Here is a 23,776-nt window from a genome sequence, read left to right on the forward strand (position 1 = left end):
TATTTTGCATTTTTCTTATTTTCTTTATGAAATTTTTCAATTTGTAAAATTAGACAGAAGAAAAACAGCCTTTTGAAAGGCTGTTAAAAATTTGATTTTTTGTATAGTAATTTATATAAAACAAAAAATAAGATAGCGATTAAGGCGTTTTGCCAAAAGGTTAGATGATAAATGAGGTAAGGTTGTTTTCTAAAATAAATATTTACGAATATAGCTGAACAAAATGGAGTAGCAAAAGCGAGCCCGAATAGAATTCGTCTTTTCCAATTTATTTTTTGATCAAAGGAGTAACGCTTTAATAAATATAAAATAAGTAGTACTCCTAGTACAATTAGTGAAACAGACAAAGTAGTCCCAGGGATGCTAAAAGGTGGGCTTATTATATCGGTATCTTTTTCAAACAGGAAAATGAAAAGAGAAGCAAGGGCATCCATTCCAAACTGTATAGCAAGAAGTAAGCTAATAACAAAACCGATTAAAGAAGTTTTTTCTAATTTTGTTTGGACAGGCAAAGCTGATATAAGTTCATCGCAATAAGAGCGTAAATCATTTCCACAAATGTCATAAGCATTTTTATTTTCTGCTTGTGCTTCGATAAGGTGGTCTAATATTTCTAATAAAAGTTCTTCTACTTGATGTTCGGGTACATTAGATAATCGAAGATATACTAGCATATCGCCATAAGCGGTTTCATTTTCGGAAGTTAGAAGCTCACGTTTTTTATTATTCAATTCAATCATGTCTTGTGCATTCATCCCTATCACTCCCCTTGTAATAAATTGTTCACCGTAGTTGAAACCATTCCCCAGCTTTGTTTAAATTCTTCAAGTTGTTCTAATCCTTTAGCGGTTACGTGATAATATTTTCGCTTTGGACCGAGTGAGGAGGCTTTTAATGTCCCTTCAATCAATTTTTCTTTTTGCATACGTAACAATAACGGATATATGCTTCCTTCGCTTACGAATGTAAATCCTTGTTTATTTAATTTTGTACTCAGTTCATATCCGTACACTTCTTCTTGTGAAATGATGTATAGGATGCAACCTTCGAGCACACCTTTTAACATTTGGCTGTGCATGATTTCACCACCTTTCACTCAGGTAACTTGCGTTGCAAGGTAGCTGTTATCCAAATTATAACATTCAGTAACTTGCAACGCAAGTTACTGAAGTGGAAAACTTTAATGAGTGTTAATTTTTCATCGTTTCCCATACTAACGAGAGGAGGGAAGTATATGAAACCATTTATGCCAAAACTCGTTTACTTTGAACCGAAGGCACTCGAATATCCGCTTGGAAAAGAGCTGTATGAGAAGTTTACGAAGATGGGATTAGAAATTCGTGAAACGACATCCCATAATCAAATTAGAAATTTGCCAGGTGAAAATGACTTGCAAAAGTATCGTAATGCAAAGGCAACACTTGTCGTTGGGGTGAGGAAAACATTAAAGTTTGATACGTCAAAACCGTCAGCTGAATATGCAATCCCGCTCGCAACGGGGTGTATGGGACATTGTCATTATTGCTATTTGCAAACGACACTTGGGAGTAAGCCTTACGTTCGCGTGTATGTCAATCTTGATGAAATATTTGAGAAGGCAAAGCAGTATATGTATGAAAGAGCACCAGAAATAACAAGGTTTGAAGCGGCTTGTACATCAGATATTGTTGGAATTGATCATTTAACACATGCATTAAAGCGGGCGATTGAATTCATTGGAGAAAGTGAGCATGGGCGTTTACGTTTCGTTACGAAATATTCGCACGTTGATCATTTATTAGATGCAAAACATAATGGGAAAACTCGTTTTCGATTTAGTATTAATTCACGGTATGTAATCAAAAATTTTGAGCCGGGGACATCACCTTTTGAAGAACGAATTGAAGCAGCTCGTAAAGTAGCAGGTGCGGGTTATCCACTTGGGTTTATAGTTGCGCCACTTTATATGCATGAAGGATGGGAAGAAGGATACCGTGAACTATTTGAGCGACTGTACAATGCGCTAAAAGATTTGTCGATACCGAATTTAACATTTGAATTAATTCAACATCGCTTTACAAAACCAGCAAAAAAAGTCATTCAAGAGCGTTATCCGAATACGAAGCTTGAAATGGATGAAGAGAAGCGCAAATATAAATGGGGACGATATGGCATCGGGAAATACGTATATAAAAAAGATGATGCAGAAGTATTGGAAGAAACGATTAGAGGATATATTCATCACTTTTTTCCTAACGCAGAAATTCAATATTTTACATGAAAAGAACTTGTATTGGAATGCAAGTTCTTTTTTCTTTTAAATATTTAGGCTTGTTTTCAACTTGTCACGTTATTCTTTCTGGTGTATCATTTTATTGATTGCTTCGTACGGAATGAGCAAAATGAAATTGGATGGAGGAAACCGATGCCTACCCCTAGTATGGAAGATTATATTGAACAAATTTATTTGTTGATTGATGAAAAGGGTTATGCCCGCGTATCTGATATTGCTGAAGCGCTGAGTGTACATCCATCCTCTGTAACAAAAATGGTGCAAAAATTAGACAAAGATGAATATCTAATTTATGAAAAATATAGAGGGCTTGTATTAACATCAAAAGGTAAAAAAATCGGAGAGCGTCTCGTATACCGTCATGACTTGCTAGAGCAATTTATGCGTATTATCGGTTTGGATGAAAGTAAAATTTACAATGATGTAGAAGGAATTGAACATCATTTAAGTTGGGAAGCAATTGACCGCATTGGTGATCTAGTGCAATATTTTGAACAAGATGAGATTCGAGTGGAAACACTTCGTGGCGTTCAAAAAGCAAATGAAGAGAAAAGTAATTAAGGGGGAACGTATGTCGTTTCCTTTTTTATTTCAACCGAAAAGGATGGGGAAATTATGAAAGCAATTATTTTTGATTTTGATGGATTAATTGTGGACACAGAAACAATATGGTTCCACTCTTTCAGAGATGCCGTTCGTGAGTACGGTGGGGAGTTACCTTTAGAGGAATTTGCAAAATGTATTGGAACGACAGATGATGTACTATATGCATATTTAAATGAGCAATTAAAAGAGAAGTTTAACAAGGATGCATTAAAAGAAAAAGTGAAAACTTTACATAAAGAGAAAATGAAAATACCAGAAGCTCGTGACGGGGTAAAAGAATATTTAGAGGAAGCGAAAGAAATGGGATTGAAAATCGCATTAGCTTCCAGTTCATCTAGAGAATGGGTTACTTCTTTTTTGGAAGAGCTACAAATTCGAGATTATTTTGAAGTCATTAAAACAAGGGAGGATGTTGAGAAGGTAAAACCGGATCCAGCACTTTATCGAATTGCGATAGAAGATTTAGGGATTGATCCGTCTGAAGCTGTTGTATTTGAAGACTCGTTAAACGGATTAAAAGCAGCGATTGCAGCAGGATTAAAGTGCGTTGTTGTACCTAATGATGTGACACGGAATTTACCATTTGAAAATCATCATCTTCGAATTGAAAGTATGAAAGTTAAAAGTTTGAAAGAAGTACTACAAAATATAAAAAAAGACCGTATTTCCTAAAAGGAAGCACGGTCTTTCTTTTTGTTTTTTTTGCCTTCAATGACAGTTAAATGGGATTGTTTTCTCTTTCGCTTCAAAGTGGAAGGAGCGCCTTTCTTACCTTTGTCATTAGAAGCGTTTGATTTCAAGAAAGAATTGCTTAGGGGTGCTACATTTTGTTTCCCATGTTTGCGGTTCGATTGTTTCGCTGCACGCTTATAAGAGCTTTGCGAATTTGCAGAACCACTAGAATTTGTAAACATCTTGTATAGCAAATAAAAGATACCGACAACAAGTAACATGTACCCGATATTTCTTAATACACCCATTGGATTTGTAATGACAGATGAAACAAGGCCGAATATTGCTAATCCGATAATAAGCATAACTATAGCGAATGTAAACGAACGACCGTTCATAAGGGACACCTCCTAAAAACATATATTAAAATTAGTATATTAACGATGAGGAAAGGAGTTGAACACCAATTTTAAATAATTATTGTTTGTTTTCTAAACGTAATAATTCTTCAAACGATGCAATGGCTACTTCCACTTGATCATCTGTTGGTTCTTTCGTTGTTAATAGTTGCAGCCATAATCCGGGATATCCAAGTATGCGTAATACTGGAATATCGCGTAATCGATTTGTAAATTGTAACACTTCAAAAGAAATGCCGAGAACGACTGGAATTAATAAAATTCGGTTTACGACTCTGGCCCAAAGTGGATCTGTAGGGACAAGGAAATAAACAAACATTCCAATAATGACTGTAAATATAATAAAGCTACTGCCGCAGCGATAATGAAGGCGAGTTTGTTTTTGCACATTTTCTACAGTCATTGGAAGATTATTCTCATAGGCATTAATTACTTTATGCTCCGCACCATGGTACTGAAATACCCGCTTAATAAGTGGGGTTAAAGAAATAAAGTATATATAGCTCAATAATAGCATGAGCTTAATGACACTTTCGACAATGATTTGCCCTGTATGAGAAGGGAAAATTGGTCTCGTTAATTCAGCTAGTAGTGCAGGAACTGCTGTGAAAATGACTTTACCGAATATGAAAGATAAAACGCCAACTGCTGCAACTCCTAATACCATCGTTAATTTCGATTGTTCTTCTTTGTTATTTGCAATTTGTTCGTCTTCTTCTGGGTGGACATCAAATCGTTCTGAAGCAAAGTTTAAATGTTTTGCTCCATTCGCACTTGCATCCACAATAGCGGCAATCCCTCGTAAAAATGGAATTTTTTTCAGGATAGATAATGCTTTATTACGAACGCGTGGTAATCGATAAAATTCAATCGATTTATCTTTACGACGAACCGCTGTAACAGTATATTCTCTACCGCCAAACATAACTCCTTCTATGACTGCTTGCCCGCCATATATTTGTTTTGACTCTTCTGCCATGTTAACACCAACCTGTATTTGTTTCTCTCTTATGTAGAAAAAGAGGCAATTGTCATACTGGGTTCTGTCATTTTGAAATAAGACAATCACCGAGTTTCCTTTATTTTATCGACAAATACAAGTATATGACAAGGAAAAATGTTACGAGAGTCGGACATTTCTTATTCTTTTTATAGACAAATTTCGCAGTATTTAAACATGGTTCAAAATAGTTTCGGGCATACTATTGAGCGGAGGTGTCGATGTGAGTCAAGAACAATTAGGAACAAGGAATTTTGTACAAATTGGTTTATTTGGTGGAATCTTTTGGGGAGGGATATGGTATTTCCTTCATATATTTTCATTTACGGAAGCAGGACCGAACTATTTACTTTTACCATTTGCCTTTGGAAGCTGGAAAGAAGGGGTATGGGGCAATGTGTCAGGAATTGTTTGTATGGGACTACTTTCGATTTTAATTGCCTTTTTGTATAAAGCGTTTTTGGCAAAGTTTGAAGGAATTATTCCAGGGATGATTTATGGGCTATTTTGGTGGGCGTTACTATTTTTCGGAATGGGATTAATAGCGCCTGCCATTAAAAGTGCACTCCATTTACCGAAAGAAACAATTGTGACGACGGTATGTATTTTTATATTGTATGGTGTGTTTATAGCATACTCTGTTTCCTACGCAGTAAATACGAATAAAGCTGAGCGAGAAGGGGAAGAGAAGACAAACTATTCAAATAAGTGACTCCTATGTTAAAATGTTATATAGATATTTAATATTAAGGAGTTTTAAACATATGAAAAAGGTACTGCTCGTAAACGGTCCTAACCTAAATCGCCTCGGTGTCAGGGAGGTAAATGTATATGGAAAGGGCACGCTAGCGACACTTGAAGCAGATATGAAGCAAGAAGCAGAAACAATGGGAGTGGAGTTAGAATGTTTCCAATCGAATCATGAAGGTGCGATTATCGATCGTATTCATGAGGCGGAAGATATATATGAAGGGATCATTTTAAATCCTGGAGCATTTACGCATTATAGCTATGCGATTCGAGATGCAATTGCGAGCATTTCGATTCCTGTTATTGAAGTACATATTTCTAACATTCATCAGCGTGAGTCGTTCCGTCATGAATCTGTGACGGCAGCTGTTTGTGCGGGACAAATTGTTGGATTTGGTTTTTATGGCTATAAGTTAGCGTTATTTGCATTAATGGAGAAATTGAGGGAGGCATAAAGTAATGGAGAAAATCGAAAGAGTAAGAAATGCATTTGATGAGGCTGGTATTGACGGTATTTTGTTAACAAATGAACATAGTCGTAGATATATGGCTAACTTCACAGGAACAGCTGGTGTTGTACTGATTTCGAAAAATCGTGCTCAATTTATTACAGATTTCCGTTATGTAGAGCAGGCTAGTAAACAAGCGGTTGGATACGAGATTGTACAGCATGCAGGATTAATCATTGATGAAGTTGCAAAGCAAGTGAAGGAACTGGGAATTCAAAAGCTTGGCTTTGAGCAAGATACTCTTACATATAGTTCTTATTCAGCGCATAAAGAAGTAATCGATGCTGAATTTATCCCAACTTCTGGGCTTGTAGAAAAGTTACGCTTGATAAAGACTGATTCAGAGATTAAGATATTAAAGGAAGCTGCACAGATTGCAGATGCTGCCTTTGAACATATTCTATCATTCATTCGCCCGGGAGTATCTGAAATTGAAGTGTCAAATGAACTTGAATTTTTCATGAGAAAACAAGGAGCAACATCTTCTTCGTTTGATATTATCGTTGCTTCAGGTCTTCGTTCGGCATTACCGCACGGCGTGGCATCTGAAAAAGTGATAGAAACAGGAGATTTCGTTACATTAGACTTCGGCGCTTATTACAAAGGATATTGTTCTGATATTACTCGTACGATTGCAGTTGGTGAACCATCTGATAAATTGAAAGAAATTTATAATATCGTTTTAGAAGCACAATTACGTGGTGTGAACGGTATTAAAGCTGGTTTAACAGGCCGTGAAGCGGATGCGTTAACGCGCGATTACATAACGGAAAAAGGATATGGTGAATACTTTGGACACTCTACTGGTCATGGAATTGGTCTTGAAATCCATGAAGCACCAGGTTTAGCGTTCCGTTCTGATACAGTACTTGAACCAGGAATGGCTGTAACAGTAGAACCAGGTATTTATATTCCAGGTATTGGCGGCGTACGTATTGAAGATGATATCATTGTAACAAGTGAAGGTAATGAAGTAATTACGAAATCACCAAAAGAACTTATTATTTTGTAATATACAGGAGGATTTTTTTACATGATTTCAGTAAACGATTTTCGTACAGGTTTAACAATTTCAGTGGACAATGCCCTTTGGCAAGTAATGGATTTCCAACACGTAAAGCCAGGTAAAGGTGCTGCATTCGTTCGCTCTAAACTACGTAACCTTCGCACAGGATCTGTTCAAGAGAAAACATTCCGTGCAGGTGAAAAAGTAGAAAAAGCACACATCGAAAACCGTCGTATGCAATACTTATACGCGAGCGGTGAGTCTCACGTATTTATGGATAACGGAACTTACGAGCAAATCGAACTTGGTGAAAACCAAATCGAGCGCGAACTTAAATTCCTAAAAGAAAACATGGAAGTATCTATTATGACATACCAAGATGAAGTACTTGGTGTTGAACTTCCGAACACAGTTGAATTAAAAGTGTCAGAAACAGAGCCTGGTATTAAAGGCGATACGGCTTCTAACGTAACAAAACCAGCTACATTAGAAACTGGTCTTGTTGTACAAGTACCAATCTTCATTAACGAAGGCGAAATGCTTATCATCAACACTGGTGAAGGTAAATACGTTTCTCGTGCATAGTAGAAAAGCACTCGTGATCATCACGAGTGCTTTTTTTTATAGGAAATAGGGTAGATAGTAAATAGTAGTGATAATAAAACTAACTAAAACAAGTGAAAGAGTACCCGCCATATATGGAGTGAAAACAATTTGAAATGGTTTTATTTCGCCAGTCTCAACGCCAGTCAGTGTTTTACTGATTGCGTGATCCGTAATGTTGTTTCTATGAGTATTCATAATAATTAACCACATAATTGCAAATATCGCTAAACTTCCAAGGAAAAAGGTCTCCATAAATGACCAACCGACCAATTTTGAAAAAAGATAAATAAGAGCTAATTCTACTACGACTGTTAAACTAATTTTTACTACCTTCATATTTTTCCTTCTCCTTTTGTAGGTCTAGCCAATTTAGAAATTTTTCACGTGACACGACATGTAGTACGCAAGAAGATTTTACTTCATTCTCTAAGGCAGAATGTTCACCAGGGAATCTATCTTCCACATGCAATGAAATATAAGGCAGTTTTTCTTGTGCTTTTAACGAGCGGACATTATTCGTTTTAGCTCCAGCAAATACGTAGGAAAGTTGTAAGTCCAAAAAAGCAATTTTAAAGATTTCTTTTTTAGCAGCCTCATTATATCCTTTTCCCCAGTATGGATAGCCGAGCCAACTACCAATGTGAGATTGTTTCTTCTCATAATTAATATGTTTAAGTGTGGTGAGACCAATTATTTCGTTTTCTTCATTTACAATCATTCTTGATAAAGACCTCTTTTGGCGCTCTTCTTCTATTGCGAAAAGAAGAAATGCTTTCGTGTCTTCGATCTTTTCTACTTTTATTCCTAATGCATTTTTTACGTGTGGATCACTTGATAGCTTGAAAATCACATTTGCATAGCGTAAATCGAGTGGTACTAAAGTAACGTGTTGCATCGTCTATCCCCCTTTTAAATTAAATATACCATAAAGTAATATGAATATTCAGATTTAATAAAAGTGTTAGAGAAAAGTTATGTTTTTAATTCTGAAATAGACAACCCCTGCATATGGTTGTACAAATATATTCTTTTTTGGAATGTAGCAATAGTAACCGTTATGGGAGAAGGTGGGAGAATGAAACAGTGGCTAGCGGCAATGGAAACATCCGTGCTTGTAATGGGGTTACTTCGGTTGTTTTCAGGTAGCGCGGAAATATTCGCCGCTTTGCTTATGCTTTATGTGAATGATGCGAAGAAAGCATTGTTTATAAATGGTATGTTGGCGTTTGTTGGACCGACCGTATTAATTTTAACAATGACAATAGGCATAGCGAGTGTGGCAAGTGAGATTTCTTTCTTGAAACTCTTTTTTCTAGCGCTTGGAATTGGCTGCATTTTTATCGCGTTGTTGAAATAGTAAGTCGAGTATAGTGGGGAGAAGCTGATGAAAGAAGTATTAGAAGTTTTACCGAAAACGATGAAGCGGCTAGTGGAAAGTTGTAAGCAATATGATGCTCTAGAGGAAATTCGTGTTCGAATTGGAAGACCGCTAGAGTGTATTGCTCATGGCGAAGTGTTTTTTTATGACTATATCGTTACAGCAGAGGATGCCATTTACTTATTGAATAAGTTAAGTCAATTCTCAATTTATACGATGGAAGAGGAATTAAAACGTGGGTATGTGACACTTCGAGGAGGACATAGAATCGGCTTAGCTGGAAAAGTCATTACAGAAAAAAGCGCAGTGAAAATGATTCGAGATGTCTCTTCCTTTAATATTCGTATCGCTCGTCAAAAAATAGGAATTGCTGAACCACTTTTGCCGTATTTGTATGAATCACGATGGTTAAACACGATGGTAATTGGCCCACCGCAAACGGGGAAAACAACACTTTTAAGAGATGTAGCACGTTGTATGAGTCAAGGTGTAAGTGCTTCGAAAATTCCTTCTTGTAAAGTGGGGATTGTTGATGAGCGGTCAGAAATTGCAGGTTGTGTGAAAGGTATTCCGCAATATGACTTTGGAGCGCGAGTAGATGTGTTAGACGCATGTCCAAAAGCTGAAGGAATGATGATGATGATTCGTTCTATGAGTCCAGATATTTTGATTGTAGATGAAATTGGGCGTAAAGAAGATAGTGAAGCAATTATGGAGGCGGTGCATGCTGGGGTTCAGCTTTTTATAAGCGCACATGGATTTTCTTATGATGATGTTGTGAAACGTCCATCACTAAAAGCGGTGCTGGAGCTCGGTATATTTGATAGGTTTGTGGAGCTATCAAAAGCAAGAGGGCCAGGAACAGTTATGCAAGTAAAAGATAAATATGGAAAATCGGTATTACCTCATAGAAAGGCGCAAAGCGTATGGTGAAAATATTTGGTGCAGTGTTAATCGTTGCGGTCAGCACCTTTTTCGGATTTTCATACGCTAAAAGATACAGTGAGAGACCAAGGCAACTTAGATTATTAAAAGCGGCACTTCAATCATTAGAGGCAGAAATTATGTATGGGCACACACCTTTGTCTGAAGCTGCCGAGCGATTAGTGAAACAAATGCCTAAGCCGTTAAATTGGATATTTCAAAGTTTCGCTAGAAGGCTAGAAGGCGGAGAACAAACAGTAAGAGAAGCTTGGATAGATAGTTTGAAAGAAAATTGGAAGCTAACAGCATTTCAACAAACTGAGTACGAGATTTTGCAGCAATTTGGTGAAACGCTCGGACAACATGATCGTGAATCACAACAAAAACATATTCGCTTATGCATTACACATTTAGAGAGAGAAGAAGAAGAAGCGAAAGCATTACAACTGCAATACGAAAAAATGATCAAGAGCTTAGGGGTACTAGCGGGGCTACTTATCGTAATTTTACTACTATAGGAGGGAGAAAGGCGATGTCCATTGATGTTGGATTAATATTTCAAATCGCCGGAATCGGCATTGTTTTAGCTTTTATTCATACCGTACTAAAAGAATTAAAGCGAGAGGATATTGCAAATTGGGTTATCCTTGTCGGTTTTGTCGTTATTTTATTTCATGTGGCATTTTTAATTAATACGCTATTCGACAAGATTAAGAGTGTCTTTCTCTTCCAGTAAAGGAGGCGGTTCGAATCGAAATTATACAAATTGTCGGATTAGGCCTCGTTGCTACGTTTTTAGCGGCTGTATTAAATCAGCATAAATCTAGCATTACGTCGTTATTTATTGTGTTCGTAGGTAGCGTGATGTTTCTTATTTTAATTGATCAAATTCACTCTATTTTACAAATGATTGAGAGAGTAGCGAGTGAAGCGAAAGTTAGCAACGTATATGTAGAAACGTTGCTAAAAATTATTGGGATTGCTTATATTGCTGAGTTTGGAGCACAAATTACAAAAGATGCAGGGCAGGGTGCAATCGCTTCAAAAATTGAATTAGCTGGAAAAATCTTAATTTTAGTAATGGCGATTCCTATTTTGACGGTTGTCATTGAAACTATTCTCGGATTTTTACCGACGGGATAAGGGGGAGTGAATGTTGAGGGGGTTTGGAGCTAAGCTGCTATTTGCTTGCTTCCTTTTCTTTTCTTTACCGGTTGTTGTACAAGCTTCTCCTGTAGAAACAAACGTCGTTGATCAACAATTGGATAAGCTCGGAATTGAAGATGTGAAGCAATTTTGGGACGGGCTTGTTACAAAATATGGAGGTTATTTACCAGAGAGTCAAAAAGGTAGTTTTATGGAGTTTGTAAAGGGAGAAAAAGAAATTTCTATAAAAGAGTGGATGCTAGGTTTATTAAAGTATTTATTTCACGAGCTTGTTGCAAATGGGAAGCTACTTGGAACGCTCATTATGCTTACAATTTTTAGTGCATTGTTGCAATCACTGCAATCTGCATTTTCAAAGAGCAGTGTAAGTAAAATTGCCGATGCTGTTGTATATATGGTACTTATTATTTTCGCTTTAAATAGTTTTTATGTCGTCATGACATATGCAAGAGAAACGATACAAACAATGGTAGATTTCATATTAGCGCTATTGCCAATCTTGCTTGCACTTATAGCAACTGGAGGTGGTGTTGTATCTGTATCGTTTTTTCATCCGATTATTATCTTTTTAATGAACACGAGCGGGCTTTTGATGAATTATATCGTTCTACCACTTTTATTACTTGCAACGATATTAAGTATTGTAAGTACGATGAGTGATCAATATAAAGTTACGAAATTGTCCAAGCTTCTGCAAAACGTTAGCGTTGGGATTATCGGTATTTTTTTAACGATTTTTTTAGGGGTATTATCTGTACAAGGAACAGCGACAGCTGTTGCTGATGGAATCGCTGTGAAAACTGCTAAATTTGTAACAGGGAACTTTATTCCCGTAGTAGGAAGAATGTTTACAGAGGCGGCGGATACTGTTATTAGTGCATCGGGATTATTAAAAAACACAGTCGGAATTATCGGGCTCGTCATTCTATGCTTAATTGTTGCTTTTCCAGCGATTCAAATTTTTTGTATTGCGTTTATTTATAAATTCGCAGCAGCAGTATTACAGCCAGTTGGCAGCGGAGCAATTATTCAATGTTTAGATATTATTGGGCGAAGCATCATTTATGTATTTGCTTGCTTAGCTATCGTATCATTTATGTTCTTTTTAAGTATCACAATTATTATCGCTGCGGGGAACATTACACTTATGATGCGGTAGGAGGTGAAGGGTATGCAATTTGTTACAGAGTGGATTAGAAACATTATCGTTTTTTTACTCTTAGCGACAATGCTTCATCTTATTCTTCCAAATTCAAATTTGCAAAAGTACGTTAAATTCGTTGTAAGTCTATTATTAGTTGTTTTAATCTTAACGCCCCTTTTTAAACTACTGCAAACAGATGTGAATGAAGTAATCGCAAATTTTAATGAAGAGAAGTACGTAGCAGAAGGATCTGTAAAAAATTCAATAGATTCGAAGAAAAAAGAAATACAAGCTCTAACACGTGCATATAGTTTAGAAGAGATGGCTACCAAAATGAAAAAAGAAGTAGGAAAAGAATTCGAGAAAAAGTATGGTATGACAGTCTCTGAAATACAAATAGTCGCAGCGGAAAGTACAGCGGAAGTAAAGTCAGCAAAAGATATTCAAACTGTTGTTGTGACGTTGAAAGAAAAAGAACGTAGTAAAAATGATGCAATCGAAACAGTAAAACCAGTTGAAATTAACACGAAGGAACCTCCGAAAAAAGTAGAAGAAACGAATGTAGAAATGAAAGATTTCTTTTCAAGCAGGTGGCAACTAGAGAATAAACAAATCCAAGTTCAAATGGAAGGGAGGACAGGTAGAGTAAATGGACAATAAAGATAAAAATTCGAAGTTCTCATTTTTTCGAAACTTATTGAATGGGGATGAAAAAGAAAGCAATGAGAAGGGAAAAAAGATAACACCTAAGTTTTTACTTGTCCTACTCATTCTTGGGATTTTGCTTATGTTTTCTAGTAGTCTTTTTTCAAGTAAAAAAGAAGAAGTACCTGTATTTAAAGAACAAAAAACGCAAAACCAAGAAAAAGACGTACCAACTTTTGGACAAAAAAATAATGATAGTATGTCAAATGTAGAAAAGTATGAAAAAGCGTATGAACAAGAATTAAAAGCAGCCTTAGAAGAAATAGCGGGAGTAAAAAATGTAACGATTAAAGTAAATTTAGATTCATCTGAGGAAAAAATATTAGAAAAAAACACAGTGAAACGTTCACAAACAACAGGTGAAACAGATAAGACAGGTGGTAAGAGGGAAGTAGAAGATGAGTCCCTTGATGAAAAGACAGTCATTATACGTGAAGGTGATAAAGAAACTCCCGTTGTTTTACGAACAGAGAAACCGAAAGTACGAGGTGTTCTTGTCGTAGCAAAAGGAGTGGATAATATACAAGTTAAAGCGATGGTAAAAGAAGCTGTAATACGGCTGCTAGATGTACCAGCTCATCGTGTTTCAGTATCACCGAAAAATTGATAGGGAGGAAATAAAGTGTTAAAAAAACAAACGGTTTGGCTATTAACGATGTTAAGTTTAGTTGTTGTACTATCTGTTTATTACGTAACAACTCCTGACAAAATGAATACAGCATCGCCGGCAACAGGTGAAAAGATTGGACAAGAAAAACAAGGTACTGATAAAGCAGTAACAAATGAAGCACCTAAAGAAACGCCAAAAAAAGAAAATACAAGCAAGGAAACATCAAATAAAGAAACAAACAAAGAAACGAACAAAAAAGAGAGTGCTCAAAAAGAAACAAGTAAAAAAGATGCTAACGTAACAGTTCAATCCAGTGATGAAAATTTCACAGCGTTACGTATGCAAATGGAAGATCAGCTAAGTGAACAAAAATCAAGATTACAAGAAGTGATGAATTCAGCAAAATCTTCAGCAACAGAAAAGAGTAAAGCGAAAGATAATTTTGATGCAATTACTACAATGGAAACGAAGCAAGAATTACTTGAGACAGTGATTAAGTCTCAAGGAGGATATAAAGATGCCCTTGTAAGAGCTGATGGAACTGACATTAAAGTAACTGTGAAAGCAGCAAAGCATTCACAAAAAGAAGCGAATAAAATTATACAGCTTGTAAGAAGTGAAGGCGGATCAAAAGATGTAGGTGTGAAATTTGATCCACCAACAAAATAAAAACTAATAATCCGCGAGGGAATCCCTCGCGGATTATTAGTTTTTACGAATCGGATTGTTTGAAAATAGTTATAGAAAAAAGCTATCATTTTCGATAGCTTTTTTCTGTTTCGTCTTTGTAGTTGTTTTTATTATGTTCAACTCGGAACGGAGAAATACGTTGTGAGTAAAAGATTAGCGGTTCATGGTAATGATGATTACTTTTTCCAGATTTGACGTGGATGAAGAGAACGAATGCCCAGACCATTACGGCAGGTAAGAAGAGAATGAGCCATATCATATGTCCACACCTCGATACGATATATTTTCTACACTTTGAACATACTATTCTTATATGAAGGAATGATGAACGGTGTGTAAACAAAAAAATAATATTTGGTAAAAATATGTTGTTGACTATAGATGAAGTGAAGAGTGGAGCGGTAATGATCTGTTTATTGTGTAGCATTTTGAAAAAGTAAGGAATGTTTTTTAGGAAGTGGTCTTGCCAATTTTGTGTGAAACTTGGTATTATTACTAGGTAATAAATTTTTATTGAAATAATATTTTTACAGGAGTTTCGATTTATTATAAAGAAATATAAATTGGAATGTTTAAAAAATTTATCGTAAGATGGAAATAGCAATTATTTCTATTAGTAAATGAAATACATTTTCTAATAGAGTACATCGTATTTTTACAGTCAATCTAGTTTTAGTGACGAGAATCTGTAAAAACGAGACAAACAAGAGTATGGGAGTGGATTTTACATGTTTAAAATTCAAGAAGTTCGTGAATTAATTAAATTAATTGATAGCTCTAATATTGATGAATTTGAATACAAAAAAGATGGTACGACAATCAAAATGAAAAAGCGTGGTAATGAAGTTGTTGCGGTGCAAGCACCTGTAGCAAAACAAGTCGTGCAACCAGTAGCACCTGTTGAAGTTGAAACAACAGTAGCGGCAGCACAAGTGGAAGTACCAAAACAAGAAGAGCAAAAAGTGGTTCAAAATGAAAACCTACATAAAATTACATCACCGATGGTAGGTACATTCTATTCTTCATCTTCGCCTGATACACCTGCATATGTAAGTGTAGGAGACAGAGTATCAAAAGATTCTATCGTATGCATTGTTGAGGCTATGAAGTTATTTAACGAAATCGATGCAGATGTAGATGGTGAAATTGTTGAGATTCTTGTTAATAATGGACAGCTTGTTGAGTATGGACAACCGCTATTTCTTGTAAAAGCGTAATAAGGGAGTCTTTGTGATGATAAAAAAAGTATTAATAGCCAATCGTGGGGAAATTGCTGTACGAATTATTCGTGCTTGTAAAGAAATGGATATTGAAACAGTCGCAATTTATTCAGAAGCAGATAAAGAGTCACTTCACGTACAAATTGCTGATGAGGCGTATTGTGTAGGACCAACGATTTCGAAAGAAAGCTATTTAAATTTGACGAACATTATTAGTGTTGCGAAGTTAACAGGCTGCGATGCTATTCATCCAGGATACGGATTTTTAGCAGAGAATGCAGATTTTGCAGAGCTATGCCGTGAATGTAACTTGATTTTTATCGGTCCAAGTCCAGAAGCTATTTCAAAGATGGGCACAAAAGACGTTGCTCGTGATACAATGAAAGAAGCAGGGGTTCCGATTGTACCAGGTTCACAAGGGATTATTAAAAATACCGAAGAAGCGATCGAGCTTGCTAATCAAATTGGATATCCAGTTATTATTAAAGCGACTGCAGGTGGCGGCGGAAAAGGTATTCGTGTTGCACGCCATGAAGAAGAGCTTGTAAAAGGAATTCAAATTACACAGCAAGAAGCTAGTACCGCTTTTGGGAACCCTGGTGTATACTTAGAAAAGTACGTTGAAGATTTCCGCCATGTTGAGATTCAAATAATGGCAGATACACATGGAAATGCCATTCATTTAGGAGAGCGTGATTGTACAATTCAGCGCCGCTTGCAAAAACTACTAGAAGAAAGTCCATCACCTGCACTTGATGAAAATGTTCGCAAGCAGATGGGTGATGCGGCAGTTAAAGCGGCGGTAGCGGTTGATTATACAGGTGCTGGTACGGTTGAGTTTATTTATGAATATAGAACGAAAAGCTTTTATTTCATGGAGATGAATACGAGAATTCAAGTTGAGCATCCAGTTACTGAAATGGTAACAGGGATGGATTTAATTAAAGAACAAATTCGTGTTGCTTCTGGAGAAAAGTTATCGTTACAGCAAGAAGAAGTACAATTTAATGGTTGGGCAATTGAATGCCGAATTAATGCGGAAAACCCTGCCAAAAAATTCATGCCATCCCCAGGTAAAGTAGAAATGTACTTGCCACCAGGCGGATTTGGTATTCGCGTCGATTCAGCTGTATATCCGGGATATTCAATCCCACCTTTCTATGATTCGATGGTTGCTAAATTAATTGTTCACGGAAAAACACGTGAAGAGGCAATTGCAAAAATGAAGCGTGCACTCAGTGAGTTTGTCATTGAAGGCGTACATACAACAATCCCGTTCCATTTGCAATTGCTAGATCATCCTGATTTTGTAAAAGGTGAGTTTAATACGAAGTTTTTGGAAGAGCATGAACTTGTGACGCAGTGATACATTAAAGGAGGTTTTTTTTCATGGCTGAACATATGTTAGATATGGGTCAAGATACAACTCTTGGTAAAGTAGAAATTGCACCAGAAGTAATTGAAGTAATCGCAGGTATTGCAGCTGCTGAAGTAGAAGGTGTAGCGGCAATGCGTGGTAATTTTGCTACAGATGTTGTTGAGAAGTTAGGTAAGAAAAATCATGGTAAAGGTGTAAAGGTTGAATTAGCAAACGAAGATATTATCGTTGACCTTTATGTTGTAATGTATTTTGGCGTAGCAATTCCAGTTGTTGCACAAAAGATTCAAGACAACATTCGCCAGGCACTCTTTACAATGACAGGGCTTGAGCCAAAAGAAGTGAATGTTCACATCGTTGGCGTAACATTCGAAACACAAAAAACAGAAATTGAACCAGTGTAAGAATGAAAAAGGTGCCTAGTAACATAGGCATCTTTTTTATCGTTTCATTTCTTCACAAATTAAAACCCTCTAATTATTATACTATTTCAAAAAATAAGAAATCAAAAAGAAGATGTTTCGTTTTTCCAAAAAACGTACATTGTGATAAGATATGGAACTTGAAGTTAATCTTTTTATTATTTTTCAGCCTTGTAACCCGTGTGTGAAACGATAAATTGTGTTATTATCATTGTATTATAAGGTTGGAAAATCAATGAAAACTGTAAGAGTAAGTGAATTGACGGCTTATAAATTATAATAATATAACAAAGCATAAGGAAAGACTTGAAGCATAAAGGAGAGTTACAATGAAACGTAGGACGGCTAGAGAAAGAGCTATGCAAGCATTATACCAAATGGATATTACAGGTGAATTAGAACCGAAAGTAGCGGTGGAAAACACGCTAGATGAAGGTGAAGAAACAAATGATTTTCTAGAATCACTTGTAGTAGGTTTTGTAGAAAATAAAGAAGTAATTGATGAAGCGATTCGTCAAAACTTAAAAAAATGGAAGCTGGAGCGTATTAGTATTGTTGATCGCAGTATTTTACGTGTAGCTGTGTATGAAATGAAATACATGGAAGAAATTCCACACAACGTAACAATTAACGAAGCGATTGAAATTGCTAAAACATTTGGGGATGAGGAATCTCGTCGTTTTATTAACGGCGTTTTATCTAATATAAAAGATACACTGTAATTTCTTTAAGGGGGAATCTTAAAATGGTAGCAGTAATCATCAAAGGAAATGAAGTTGCGGAGAAAAAACGAGCACAATTAACAGAAGAAGTTGTGAAGTTGAAAGAGCAAGGGATTGTACCAGGATTAGCAGTTATTCTAGTTGGAGAAGATCCAGCATCTCGTTCTTATGTAAAAGGAAAAGAAAAGGGCTGTGAACAAGTAGGAATCTATTCAGAGCTAATTGAACTTCCTGAAACAATTACTGAGGAGCGTTTGCTTACTGAAATCGATCGCTTAAATGGCGATGACCGTATTAATGGCATTTTAGTGCAATTACCTTTACCAAAACATATTGAAGAAAAAGCTATCATTGAAAGAATTTCACCAGAAAAAGATGTAGATGGATTTCACCCAATCAGCGTGGGACGTATGATGACGGGACAAGATACATTCCTTCCATGTACACCGCACGGTATCGTAGAATTAGTAAAAGAAACAAATCTTGATATCTCAGGAAAACATGTTGTAGTAATTGGAAGAAGTAATATTGTCGGCAAGCCAGTGGGGCAATTGTTCTTAAATGAAAATGCAACTGTAACATATTGTCATTCTAAAACGCAAAATATGAAAGAGTTAACGAAGTTAGCTGATATTTTAATCGTAGCTGTTGGACGACCTAAAATGGTAACAGCTGATTATATTAAAGAAGGAGCGGTTGTAATCGACGTTGGTGTGAACCGTTTAGAAACCGGTAAACTTTGTGGTGATGTTGACTTTGACAACGTGTTAGATGTTGCAGGTTACATTACACCTGTGCCAAAGGGTGTTGGTCCAATGACGATCACAATGCTTCTTCATAATACTGTTGAATCTGCTAAGCGTGCAGGTGTCGTTTGTAAATAATTTGAGTCGGCTATGAGGAGAGAGAAATGGAAAAACAATATTTAACCGTTACAGCGTTAACACGCTATATAAAAACAAAAATAGAATATGATCCGCATTTGCAGTCTGTTTGGTTAAAAGGTGAAATTTCCAACTTTAAAAATCATAGTCGTGGCCACATGTACTTTACATTGAAAGATGAAAATGCAAGAATCGCAGCGGTTATGTTTGCGGGTCATAATCGTAATATTAAATTCAGACCTGAAAATGGGATGAAGGTACTTGTGAAAGGGAAAATTTCCGTTTACGAGGCGAGTGGTTCTTATCAAATTTATATTCAAGACATGCAGCCTGACGGAGTCGGAAACCTGCATTTAGCTTACGAACAATTAAAGGTTCGTTTAGAGGAAGAAGGTTTGTTTTCTCAAGTTTATAAAAAAACAATTCCTCCTTATGCTAAAACAATAGGTGTGATTACGTCGCCAACAGGGGCAGCGATTCGTGATGTTATAACAACGATTAAACGTCGTTATCCAATTGGAAATGTTATTGTGTTTCCGGTACTTGTACAGGGGGAGTCAGCAGCTCCCTCAATTGTACAAGCGATTCGTACAGCGAATGAAATGGGAGAGATAGATGTCCTAATCGTTGGGCGAGGGGGAGGCTCTATTGAAGAGTTATGGGCTTTCAATGAAGAAATGGTAGCAAGGGCAATCTTTAAGAGTGAGATCCCTATTATTTCGGCAGTAGGCCATGAAACGGACTTTACAATTGCGGATTTTGTTGCCGATTTACGTGCGCCAACACCGACTGCAGCAGCTGAGCTGGCAGCGCCTAACATTATAGAGTTACAAGAAAAGGTATTACAAAGAACTCTAAGATTGCAAAGAGCAATGAGAGAGTTAGTACATAAAAAAGAAGAAAAACTACAAGTATTGCAAAAATCTTATGCGTTCCGTTATCCAAGACAAGTATATGAGCAAAAAGAAGAGCAATTAGATAGAGCGTTAGAACAGCTTGTTTTAGCGAAAGAGCGCTATATTGATAAAAAGGTAAATCAGTTAAAACAGCTTTCATTTTATTTAGAGAAGCACCACCCAGCTCAAAAAATTATGCAAACGAAGGTAGCGGTTGAAACATTGCAAAAGCAATTGCAACGTGAAATGCAAACATTACTTCAAACGAAAGAATTTGCCTTTGTAAGAGCTGCTCAAAAACTTGAAGCGTTAAGTCCGCTTAAAGTAATGATGAGAGGGTACGGGCTTGTATATGATGAAGAGAAGCAAGTGTTAAAAAGTGTGAAAGATGTTAGCCTTGGAGATGCTGTTTCAGTTCAATTACAAGATGGAATACTAGATTGTAGCGTATCAGGCATAGAGGAGCGTGAATTGAATAATGGAAAATAAATTAAGCTTTGAAGAGGCAATTTCGCAACTTGAGCACCTCGTTTCTAAGCTAGAGCAAGGTGACGTACCTTTAGAAGAAGCAATTTCTTATTTTAAAGAGGGTATGGAATTATCTAAGCTTTGTGATGAGAAGTTGAAGAACGTACAAGAACAAATGGCAGTTATTCTTGGGGAAGATGGAGAGCTTGAACCGTTTACTGCTTTAGGAGATGAAGCATAGTGACTATTGCTTTTGATACTTTTTTGAAAGAAAGTAAAACTTTCGTAGAAGAGAAGCTTGTAAGCTATGCGAATGAATTACAATGTCCAAATGTACTTCGTGAAGCGATGGCATATTCTTTGGAAGCGGGTGGAAAGCGTCTCCGCCCGTTACTTTTATTTGCGACATTACAAGCGTTTGGTAAAGAAAAAAATCTTGGAATAGGTGCAGCTTGTGCTCTTGAAATGATACATACATACTCGTTAGTTCATGATGATTTACCTTGTATGGATGATGATGATTTAAGAAGAGGTAAGCCCACAAATCATAAAGTATTTGGTGAAGCGATGGCAGTTTTAGCAGGCGATGGTTTGTTGACGTATGCTTTTCAAGTTATTATGGCATATGAACAAAAGGAAATCTCTGCTGAAAAAAAAGTAAGACTTGTACTTGAGCTTGCAAAAGCGGCAGGACCAGAAGGAATGGTTGGCGGACAAGTGGCAGATATGGAAGCTGAAGGGAAACAGCTTACGATTGATGAGTTGGAGTATATTCATAAGCATAAGACTGGGAAACTACTTGAATTCGCTGTACTTGCAGGATCGATACTTTCTGATGCCACAGAAGAACAAGAAGAAAAGTTACTTGCGTTTGCAAAATATATCGGCCTAGCTTTCCAAATTCGAGATGATATTTTAGATGTGGAAGGAACCGAAGAAGAGATTGGAAAACCGATTGGTAGTGATGTTTCCAACGAAAAGAGCACATATACGACGTTATTTACTGTAGATAGAGCAAAGGATATTTTAGAAGAAACAATTGCAAAAGCAAAAGGTGCTATTCGTTCCTTGCAATTACAAGATGAATATTTACTATCTATTTGCGATTTGATTGCAAAACGTAATAACTAATATAACAGCGTTTCCATTTGTTGAGTCATTCATCATTTTATGATATAAATGTAGGAAAAGGTTTTTCTTTTCTTGTTATTGGCAAAAATATATGTAGATTACATTGCCGTTATCACTTCGTGTTAGCGGCTATTTTTTTCATCGCCTAAAGAAATATGGTTTATAATAGGATTAGGGCGCAATAGACTGGTTAATTGCAGGACAAGGTGAAAAATAAAAAAAAGATAATTTCTTGTTTTGTGTAAATGTTTTTTATAATATTTGACATGTTGACAGATTATGAAATGAAAGTGAGTGATCCATGTGGATCTAACGCAAATTCAAAACCCTAGTTTTTTGAAAGATATGTCTATCGGTGAACTAGAGGGATTGAGTGAGGATATTCGTAAGTTTTTAATTGAAGAGCTCTCTCAAACAGGTGGACATATTGCACCTAATTTAGGTGTAGTAGAACTCACAATTGCTCTGCATAAATTATTTGATAGTCCGAAAGATAAATTTTTATGGGACGTAGGACATCAATCCTATGTACATAAAATTTTAACAGGACGTGCAAAGGAATTCGGTACATTAAGGCAATATCAAGGTCTATGTGGTTTCCCAAAACGTTGCGAGAGTGAGCATGATGTATGGGAAACTGGCCATAGCTCGACATCATTATCTGCTGCAATGGGAATGGCTCTAGCACGTGATTTAAAGAAAACGAAAGAATATGTTATACCAATCATTGGAGATGGTGCTCTAACCGGCGGAATGGCTTTAGAGGCATTGAACCATATTGGACATGAAAAAACGGACATGATTGTTATTTTGAATGATAATGAAATGTCAATTGCACCAAACGTTGGTGCGCTTCATAATGTACTTGGACGTCTACGTACCGCAGGGAAATACCATTGGGTAAAAGATGAACTAGAGTATATATTAAAGAAAATCCCAGCAGTCGGTGGGAAAGTTGCTGCGACAGCAGAGAAAATAAAAGATAGTCTTAAATATTTACTAGTATCCGGTGTCTTTTTCGAAGAATTAGGCTTTACATATTTAGGTCCAGTTGATGGGCACGATTATGAAAAGTTATTCGAAACGTTGCAATATGCAAAGAAAACAAAAGGCCCAGTGCTTGTTCATGTTATTACGAAAAAAGGAAAAGGTTTTAAACCAGCTGAGAGTGATGTTATTGGAACTTGGCATGGAACAGGGCCTTATAAAATTGAATCAGGTGACTTCGTTAAACCGAAAGAAGTTGCACCAGCATGGAGTGCTGTTGTTAGTGATACAGTACTTAAGCTAGCGAGAACGGATGAGCGTATCGTTGCAATTACACCTGCAATGCCTGTTGGATCGAAACTTGAGAAATTCCAAAAAGAATTCCCCGATCGTATGATTGATGTAGGTATTGCAGAACAGCATGCTACAACAATGGCGGCGGGTATGGCAACGCAAGGAATGAAGCCATTCTTAGCGATTTATTCAACATTTTTACAAAGAGCATATGATCAAGTTGTTCATGATATATGCCGCCAAAATTTAAATGTCTTCATCGGAATCGATCGCTCTGGTTTAGTAGGAGCAGATGGTGAAACGCATCAAGGTGTATTTGACATCTCATTCTTACGTCATTTGCCGAACATGGTACTTATGATGCCGAAAGATGAAAATGAAGGGCAACATTTAGTATATACGGCGATGCAATATGAAGATGGACCAATCGCATTACGTTATGCGCGCGGTAATGGACTTGGTGTTCATATGGATGAAGAATTAAAGGCGATTCCAATCGGTACTTGGGAAACGTTAAAAGAAGGTACACAAGCGGCTATTTTAACATTTGGTACGACAATACCAATGGCAATGGAAGCAGCTGAGCGTCTTGAAAAGGCTGGAGTTTCAGTAAAAGTAGTGAACGCTCGCTTTATTAAACCGATGGATGAAGCATATTTACATGATCTCTTAGGGAAAAATATACCGATTTTAACGATTGAAGAAGCTTGTTTAATTGGTGGTTTTGGAACGGGAGTAGTTGAATTTGCATCTGAGAACGGGTACCATAGTGCGTTAATTGAACGAATGGGTATTCCAGACCGTTTCATAGAGCACGGTAGTGTAACAAAATTATTAGAAGAAATTGGTTTAACGACAGATGCTGTTGTAGACCGTATTCATACAATGATTCCATCAAAACAAAAAAGGGCGTAAC

General features: G+C 36.6%; 32 protein-coding genes. 25 read left to right on the plus strand and 7 right to left on the minus strand.

Annotation, left to right across the window (positions count from 1 at the left end; all coding sequences use genetic code 11):
* Positions 1-83: 83 nt before the first annotated feature.
* Positions 84-755, minus strand: coding sequence for a hypothetical protein (locus QEP67_RS06325; protein ID WP_000993593.1), 672 nt, complete (start codon positions 753-755; stop codon positions 84-86).
* Positions 756-760: 5 nt separating this feature from the next.
* Positions 761-1,078 carry a PadR family transcriptional regulator gene (locus QEP67_RS06330; RefSeq protein WP_000556089.1) on the minus strand — a complete coding sequence of 106 codons (318 nt, stop codon included), beginning with the start codon at positions 1,076-1,078 and terminating at the stop codon, positions 761-763.
* A gap of 156 nt (positions 1,079-1,234) precedes the next feature.
* Between QEP67_RS06330 and splB the strand changes: the two genes are divergently transcribed.
* From splB to QEP67_RS06345, 3 genes are all read left to right on the plus strand, one after another.
* A complete protein-coding gene (gene splB, locus QEP67_RS06335) occupies positions 1,235-2,260 on the plus strand; it encodes a spore photoproduct lyase (protein ID WP_000802113.1) in 1,026 nt (341 codons plus the stop codon).
* A 144-nt stretch (positions 2,261-2,404) separates the two neighbouring features.
* Entirely contained in the window at positions 2,405-2,833 is a 429-nt protein-coding gene (gene mntR / locus QEP67_RS06340) for a transcriptional regulator MntR (protein ID WP_001143070.1), read from the plus strand.
* Positions 2,834-2,887: 54 nt separating this feature from the next.
* Positions 2,888-3,550 carry an HAD family hydrolase gene (locus tag QEP67_RS06345; RefSeq protein WP_000643920.1) on the plus strand — a complete coding sequence of 221 codons (663 nt, stop codon included), beginning with the start codon at positions 2,888-2,890 and terminating at the stop codon, positions 3,548-3,550.
* On the opposite strand, the gene QEP67_RS06350 is transcribed toward QEP67_RS06345, so the two are convergent.
* Positions 3,547-3,948, minus strand: coding sequence for an SA1362 family protein (locus tag QEP67_RS06350; RefSeq protein ID WP_001014467.1), 402 nt, complete (start codon positions 3,946-3,948; stop codon positions 3,547-3,549). The two genes, QEP67_RS06345 and QEP67_RS06350, sit on opposite strands and share 4 nt — an antisense overlap.
* A gap of 79 nt (positions 3,949-4,027) precedes the next feature.
* Positions 4,028-4,948, minus strand: a complete 921-nt coding sequence (locus QEP67_RS06355; protein WP_000807116.1) for a DUF1385 domain-containing protein — start codon at positions 4,946-4,948, stop codon at positions 4,028-4,030.
* A gap of 244 nt (positions 4,949-5,192) precedes the next feature.
* On the opposite strand from QEP67_RS06355, the gene QEP67_RS06360 reads away from it, so the two are divergent.
* From QEP67_RS06360 to efp, 4 genes are read left to right on the plus strand one after another with little or no spacing between them, the layout of a single operon-like run.
* Entirely contained in the window at positions 5,193-5,681 is a 489-nt protein-coding gene (locus tag QEP67_RS06360; RefSeq protein WP_000076891.1) for a YqhR family membrane protein, read from the plus strand.
* A gap of 52 nt (positions 5,682-5,733) precedes the next feature.
* On the plus strand, positions 5,734-6,174 hold the full coding sequence (aroQ, locus tag QEP67_RS06365; protein ID WP_000757087.1) for a type II 3-dehydroquinate dehydratase: 441 nt from the start codon (positions 5,734-5,736) through the stop codon (positions 6,172-6,174).
* A 4-nt stretch (positions 6,175-6,178) separates the two neighbouring features.
* Positions 6,179-7,240 (plus strand): Xaa-Pro dipeptidase, encoded by a 1,062-nt coding sequence (gene pepQ / locus QEP67_RS06370; RefSeq protein WP_000411060.1) that lies wholly within the window; start codon positions 6,179-6,181, stop codon positions 7,238-7,240.
* 21 nt (positions 7,241-7,261) lie between these two features.
* On the plus strand, positions 7,262-7,819 hold the full coding sequence (gene efp, locus QEP67_RS06375; protein WP_000626521.1) for an elongation factor P: 558 nt from the start codon (positions 7,262-7,264) through the stop codon (positions 7,817-7,819).
* A gap of 36 nt (positions 7,820-7,855) precedes the next feature.
* Here the strand turns inward: efp and QEP67_RS06380 are convergent, their stop codons facing one another.
* Both QEP67_RS06380 and QEP67_RS06385 read right to left on the minus strand, forming a co-directional pair.
* The gene (locus QEP67_RS06380) at positions 7,856-8,176 is read right to left on the minus strand and encodes a hypothetical protein (protein ID WP_000869697.1); all 321 of its coding nucleotides are present in this window, start codon (positions 8,174-8,176) and stop codon (positions 7,856-7,858) included.
* Entirely contained in the window at positions 8,157-8,735 is a 579-nt protein-coding gene (locus tag QEP67_RS06385; RefSeq protein WP_001165002.1) for a GNAT family N-acetyltransferase, read from the minus strand. The genes QEP67_RS06380 and QEP67_RS06385 overlap by 20 nt, the downstream gene beginning before the upstream one ends.
* Before the next feature lie 180 nt (positions 8,736-8,915).
* Between QEP67_RS06385 and QEP67_RS06390 the strand changes: the two genes are divergently transcribed.
* The 9 genes from QEP67_RS06390 to QEP67_RS06430 are packed head-to-tail and all read left to right on the plus strand — an operon-like array spanning position 8,916 to position 14,437.
* On the plus strand, positions 8,916-9,197 hold the full coding sequence (locus QEP67_RS06390; protein ID WP_000816054.1) for a YqhV family protein: 282 nt from the start codon (positions 8,916-8,918) through the stop codon (positions 9,195-9,197).
* Positions 9,198-9,224: 27 nt separating this feature from the next.
* The gene (gene spoIIIAA, locus QEP67_RS06395; protein WP_000665902.1) at positions 9,225-10,151 is read left to right on the plus strand and encodes a stage III sporulation protein AA; all 927 of its coding nucleotides are present in this window, start codon (positions 9,225-9,227) and stop codon (positions 10,149-10,151) included.
* Complete coding sequence (gene spoIIIAB / locus QEP67_RS06400; protein WP_000238693.1) at positions 10,145-10,660, plus strand: stage III sporulation protein SpoIIIAB; 516 nt, start codon at positions 10,145-10,147, stop codon at positions 10,658-10,660. Before spoIIIAA ends, spoIIIAB begins: the two co-directional genes overlap by 7 nt.
* Positions 10,661-10,674: 14 nt before the next feature.
* Positions 10,675-10,878, plus strand: coding sequence for a stage III sporulation protein AC (gene spoIIIAC / locus QEP67_RS06405; protein ID WP_000020914.1), 204 nt, complete (start codon positions 10,675-10,677; stop codon positions 10,876-10,878).
* A gap of 23 nt (positions 10,879-10,901) precedes the next feature.
* Positions 10,902-11,285 (plus strand): stage III sporulation protein AD, encoded by a 384-nt coding sequence (gene spoIIIAD, locus QEP67_RS06410; protein ID WP_077393170.1) that lies wholly within the window; start codon positions 10,902-10,904, stop codon positions 11,283-11,285.
* Positions 11,286-11,295: 10 nt separating this feature from the next.
* A complete protein-coding gene (gene spoIIIAE / locus QEP67_RS06415) occupies positions 11,296-12,468 on the plus strand; it encodes a stage III sporulation protein AE (protein ID WP_000943696.1) in 1,173 nt (390 codons plus the stop codon).
* A gap of 12 nt (positions 12,469-12,480) precedes the next feature.
* Positions 12,481-13,113, plus strand: coding sequence for a stage III sporulation protein AF (gene spoIIIAF / locus QEP67_RS06420; protein ID WP_001161039.1), 633 nt, complete (start codon positions 12,481-12,483; stop codon positions 13,111-13,113).
* On the plus strand, positions 13,103-13,765 hold the full coding sequence (gene spoIIIAG / locus QEP67_RS06425) for a stage III sporulation protein AG (protein ID WP_000368870.1): 663 nt from the start codon (positions 13,103-13,105) through the stop codon (positions 13,763-13,765). The genes spoIIIAF and spoIIIAG overlap by 11 nt, the downstream gene beginning before the upstream one ends.
* Positions 13,766-13,780: 15 nt before the next feature.
* Entirely contained in the window at positions 13,781-14,437 is a 657-nt protein-coding gene (locus tag QEP67_RS06430; protein ID WP_000914707.1) for a SpoIIIAH-like family protein, read from the plus strand.
* Between the two features lie 85 nt (positions 14,438-14,522).
* On the opposite strand, the gene QEP67_RS06435 is transcribed toward QEP67_RS06430, so the two are convergent.
* The gene (locus QEP67_RS06435) at positions 14,523-14,717 is read right to left on the minus strand and encodes a hypothetical protein (protein ID WP_002107729.1); all 195 of its coding nucleotides are present in this window, start codon (positions 14,715-14,717) and stop codon (positions 14,523-14,525) included.
* A gap of 469 nt (positions 14,718-15,186) precedes the next feature.
* Between QEP67_RS06435 and accB the strand changes: the two genes are divergently transcribed.
* The 9 genes from accB to dxs all read left to right on the plus strand — a co-directional run bounded on the left by accB (position 15,187) and on the right by dxs (position 23,775).
* A complete protein-coding gene (accB, locus tag QEP67_RS06440; RefSeq protein WP_000472875.1) occupies positions 15,187-15,675 on the plus strand; it encodes an acetyl-CoA carboxylase biotin carboxyl carrier protein in 489 nt (162 codons plus the stop codon).
* A 16-nt stretch (positions 15,676-15,691) separates the two neighbouring features.
* The gene (accC, locus tag QEP67_RS06445; protein WP_000592872.1) at positions 15,692-17,044 is read left to right on the plus strand and encodes an acetyl-CoA carboxylase biotin carboxylase subunit; all 1,353 of its coding nucleotides are present in this window, start codon (positions 15,692-15,694) and stop codon (positions 17,042-17,044) included.
* A 23-nt stretch (positions 17,045-17,067) separates the two neighbouring features.
* A complete protein-coding gene (locus QEP67_RS06450; RefSeq protein WP_000807630.1) occupies positions 17,068-17,460 on the plus strand; it encodes an Asp23/Gls24 family envelope stress response protein in 393 nt (130 codons plus the stop codon).
* A 347-nt stretch (positions 17,461-17,807) separates the two neighbouring features.
* Positions 17,808-18,200 carry a N utilization substance protein NusB gene (gene nusB, locus QEP67_RS06455; RefSeq protein WP_000830244.1) on the plus strand — a complete coding sequence of 131 codons (393 nt, stop codon included), beginning with the start codon at positions 17,808-17,810 and terminating at the stop codon, positions 18,198-18,200.
* Between the two features lie 23 nt (positions 18,201-18,223).
* Complete coding sequence (folD, locus tag QEP67_RS06460) at positions 18,224-19,084, plus strand: bifunctional methylenetetrahydrofolate dehydrogenase/methenyltetrahydrofolate cyclohydrolase FolD (protein ID WP_000226739.1); 861 nt, start codon at positions 18,224-18,226, stop codon at positions 19,082-19,084.
* Positions 19,085-19,110: 26 nt separating this feature from the next.
* Positions 19,111-20,469 (plus strand): exodeoxyribonuclease VII large subunit, encoded by a 1,359-nt coding sequence (gene xseA, locus QEP67_RS06465; RefSeq protein ID WP_000415269.1) that lies wholly within the window; start codon positions 19,111-19,113, stop codon positions 20,467-20,469.
* Positions 20,459-20,689 (plus strand): exodeoxyribonuclease VII small subunit, encoded by a 231-nt coding sequence (gene xseB, locus QEP67_RS06470; RefSeq protein ID WP_000428423.1) that lies wholly within the window; start codon positions 20,459-20,461, stop codon positions 20,687-20,689. The genes xseA and xseB overlap by 11 nt, the downstream gene beginning before the upstream one ends.
* Positions 20,689-21,579: a (2E,6E)-farnesyl diphosphate synthase gene (gene ispA, locus QEP67_RS06475; protein ID WP_000150358.1), complete on the plus strand. Its 891-nt coding sequence runs from the start codon at positions 20,689-20,691 to the stop codon at positions 21,577-21,579. The genes xseB and ispA overlap by 1 nt, the downstream gene beginning before the upstream one ends.
* Before the next feature lie 303 nt (positions 21,580-21,882).
* Positions 21,883-23,775 carry a 1-deoxy-D-xylulose-5-phosphate synthase gene (gene dxs, locus QEP67_RS06480; protein WP_000366437.1) on the plus strand — a complete coding sequence of 631 codons (1,893 nt, stop codon included), beginning with the start codon at positions 21,883-21,885 and terminating at the stop codon, positions 23,773-23,775.
* Position 23,776 lies beyond the last annotated feature (1 nt).

Source organism: Bacillus cereus group sp. MS39 (genome assembly GCF_040448665.1).
Lineage (GTDB): Bacteria > Bacillota > Bacilli > Bacillales > Bacillaceae_G > Bacillus_A > Bacillus_A wiedmannii.